Here is a 3,298-nt window from a genome sequence, read left to right on the forward strand (position 1 = left end):
TCTTCCACGACCTCAAGCGCTTTCGCGCCGCCGCCACCCGCTACGACAAGACGGCGACCTGCTACCTCGCTGTCCTCCACGTCGCTTCCATGCTTCTCTGGCTGCGTTAATCAGGGACAGCCCCTAGGGATGGGTCTGCGAACAGTGCAAAAGGCATTCCCCAGTTCGTTTTAAACGTGGATTCACAGGGTTCCGAGAAGAGTATTGCTTCTGAGGTGCTCATGTTGCGGAGGCAATCAATTGTTCTGAGCGAAAATCCGCCCGGCCGAGCTACTTCGCCAGCCAGCATTCGCCCGCACGATTGCTGCATCTGTTTATTCGGAATTTCCTGTGCCACCGCAAAGAGTCGATTGATCCAGTCTGAGTCTACTTGATCTCCTGAAACGTTCTCTGGAAGCATTTTATGGGCAGCGTCAACAAATTGACCGAGGTTTCTTTGGTGTTTCGCCTCTTGATGGGCGACTTGCGAAGCAATTTGCGCAGGAAGACTTTCATTGTTGCTGAAGTGAACGCCAATCCGCTTTCTGCGAGGATCTCGTGGGCTTCCGTAATGGCCCTTGCTTCCCGTCAAACAATTCAGGGGTGAGCGACTGCGCCGATTACATTGGCAACCGTCTGAATTGTTTTTTTTGAACCGGCTCTGACAGGCTCGCAGGATCTTTGATCTCCATATCCCTCTCGCCTTGTCGGTCTTGCTTGGATGTTTACTTTGCTTAAGCGCGTTGGACCTACGGCTACTTGAAGATCTTCGACAACAGCCACACGACGGCGGACTCCGCGGCGCTGTTGTTCAGGTGCCGGGCGCGGCGGCCGTAGGTCTCACTGGGCTGGGCCTTGGTCAGCTCGTCCGTGTAGGGCGCGGAGCCCTCCGGCGCGCAGCTTCCACAGTACAGCCGCTCCTCCCAGACGAAGCCGTAGCGCGCGTCCATCCGCCGGCCACACGTCACGCAGGCCGGCTCGTCGCCGATGCGCACCCGGGGCAGCAGGTTCAGGCTCCGCCGGTCCTCGTACTCGTGCTCGAAGTCGGCGGCGGGCGGGGGCTCGTGGCGGGGCTCCGGCTCCGTGGCCTTCCGGAGCCGGGCCAGCTCCTCCGCGTCCAGCGCCACGCCCCGGCACTTCCCGCAGACATCCACCGCCACGTCGCGCAGCTCCACCTCCGGCAGCGGCGCCGCGCCGCACGTGGGGCAGGTGGGCGCCTGACGCCCGCAGGACGGACAGCCCGGGACATACTGGAGCGACGCCTCACAGCCCTTGCACCGTCCGGGCTTGCCCTTCGCCTGCTCGAACACGGCCGTCAGCGTGGGCGCGCCGACGACCTTCGCCAGCATCTCCTCCTCGAACCAGGCGGCGCCGCACGCACCGCACTCGTCGCGCACCAGCCCCCGGGAGTAGGTGTTGCGCATCGTCGTCTGGCAGAAGGGGCACGCCTGCATGGCGTCCGTTAGCCTACCGGGTCTTCCCCGGAAACGGGACCCGGGCGCTCCCGTGTCCACTGCCGGGCGCTTGTCCCAGGAGAGCGTGGAGCCGCCGGGGCCACCTCCGTAGCTTCTCGCGCGCGACCCATCCCAGGGAGGTCCGCCCCCGATGTCCCGCGAACCCATGCGCATCCTCTGCCTGGCCGTGGGCCTGCTGCTGACGGCGGCCTGTGGCGAAGGCGAGTCCCTGAGCGTCTCCGCACCACCCCTGCGCCTGGCTCCGGGCCGGGAGACGCGCCTCACCGTTCAGGTCCAACGCGCGGGCATCACCGGGGACTTCTTCCTGCGCGTCTCCGGCCTGCCAGACTTCGTGGAGGCGCGGACGTCCAGGGTGCTGGACACCAAGGACACGGCGCTGATCCTCTTCCGCGTCGTCGACACCGTGCCCGCCGGCACCCAGGTGACCGCGCGCATCGAAGTCTTCAACGCGGCCGGCCAGCGCGCGGCCACGGACGTCCCCGTGGCGTTCGATGTATCAGGCGGCGCGGTGGATCCGTCGTTCGGCGTGGGCGGCTCCAGGTCCCTCCCCACGCCGGACAACCTGGGCGTCTGCGGCGCGGCGACGACGCCTGATGGACAGCTCGTCCTCGCCCGGGCCTACCCCTCCGGCTACGAGGTGTCCTGGCTCGATGAGGCGGGGACGCTCCTGCACACCACGCCGGTGCCAGAAGGGCGCTCGTACGCGACCGCCGGCGAGGCGCGCTGTGGGCTGGCCGTGGCGTCCGACGGCGCGATCTGGCTCAGCGGCACCTTCGCCACCGACGACTTCCAGCTGGGATTGCTCGTCACGCGCCTCCTGCCGGATGGAAGCCGCGACCCGGGCTTCGGAAGAGGCGGCGTCCTGCTCATCGACCCCGTGCCCTCCATGGGGTCGGCCTTCCTGGGCACGGGCGACCTGTTCGTCCTTCCCGACGGCCGGGCGCTCGTCTCCGGTCTGGGACAACGCAAGTCCTCGCTGCTGCGCCTGCTCCCGGATGGCACCCGGGACGGCGCCTTTGGTGAAGACGGCTGGGTGTTCATCACGACGGAGGGGGCCGCACCCAGGCTGTTTCCACTGCCGGACGGGCGCTTCCTCACCCTCGTCCAGGTGCTCCGCCCGCAGCCCGACTCGCCCGCGTCCATGGGCCGCTACCCGGCCGTCCTTCGCTTCCTGCCCGACGGGCGGCGGGATCCGTCCTATGGCGCGGGGGACCTCAACCCGGGCCTGGAGCGGGAAGGCGGCACTGTCGCGGGGGCCGTGCTGGAACCGGATGGGGCGCTCCTGCTGTCCCTGCGCCATCGCGGGGAGCTGCTCCGGCTGACGCCCGCTGGCAGCCTGGACCGGGCGTGGGGCACAGGCGGATACCGCAAGCTGCAGCCCCTGCCCGGGATGATCACCCAGCCCCCGCTCGACGTACTGGTGCGCCTGGAGGATGGGCGCATCGCCTCCGCGGACTGGGGCTCGGCGGGCAAGGTGCGGGTCGCCTTCGTCTTCACGTTGCAGCCGGACGGCACCGTGACGCCGACGTCACGCGAAGGCGCCCGCAACGCGGCCTTCACCGCGCGGCCATCCCTCCCCCTGGGGACGGATCCCAACTACCGGCTGGAGCGTCCCCGCTGGCTGTTCCCGCTGCCCGGGAACCGGGGCCTGCTCGTCAGCGACCTGCTGGAGGACCGGCGGGACAAGGAGGGGCGCTGGCCCGTCGTCACGGACCTGCACCTTGCCCGCTTCTTCCTCTGAGCGCCCGGGCGCCCCTCTCACCCCGCGCGGCGGCGCTTCTCCTTCTTCGGCTTGGGCTCCGGCGACTTCGGGGCGGGCGTGGGTTCGCGCAGCTCCTCCGGGA

General features: G+C 68.3%; 3 protein-coding genes. 1 reads left to right on the top strand and 2 read right to left on the bottom strand.

Annotation, left to right across the window (positions count from 1 at the left end):
- Nucleotides 1-106: 106 nt before the first annotated feature.
- Together D7W79_RS46125 and D7W79_RS40515 are read right to left on the bottom strand one after the other, a co-directional pair.
- Nucleotides 107-571 carry a DUF2806 domain-containing protein gene (locus tag D7W79_RS46125; protein WP_158617176.1) on the bottom strand — a complete coding sequence of 155 codons (465 nt, stop codon included), beginning with the start codon at nt 569-571 and terminating at the stop codon, nt 107-109.
- 163 nt (nt 572-734) lie between these two features.
- Complete coding sequence (locus tag D7W79_RS40515; RefSeq protein ID WP_158617177.1) at nt 735-1,433, bottom strand: TFIIB-type zinc ribbon-containing protein; 699 nt, start codon at nt 1,431-1,433, stop codon at nt 735-737.
- Nucleotides 1,434-1,584: 151 nt separating this feature from the next.
- On the opposite strand from D7W79_RS40515, the gene D7W79_RS40520 reads away from it, so the two are divergent.
- Nucleotides 1,585-3,195: an NHL repeat-containing protein gene (locus tag D7W79_RS40520; protein WP_120530543.1), complete on the top strand. Its 1,611-nt coding sequence runs from the start codon at nt 1,585-1,587 to the stop codon at nt 3,193-3,195.
- The last annotated feature ends 103 nt before the right edge of the window (nt 3,196-3,298 follow it).

This window comes from Corallococcus exercitus (assembly GCF_003611585.1).
Classification (GTDB): domain Bacteria; phylum Myxococcota; class Myxococcia; order Myxococcales; family Myxococcaceae; genus Corallococcus; species Corallococcus exercitus.

Coding starts and splice junctions, on each gene's coding strand:
- D7W79_RS40515 (WP_158617177.1), bottom strand. CDS start 1,433: ATGCAGGCGTGCCCCTTCTGCCAGACGACGATGCGCAACACCTACTCC.
- D7W79_RS40520 (WP_120530543.1), top strand. CDS start 1,585: ATGTCCCGCGAACCCATGCGCATCCTCTGCCTGGCCGTGGGCCTGCTG.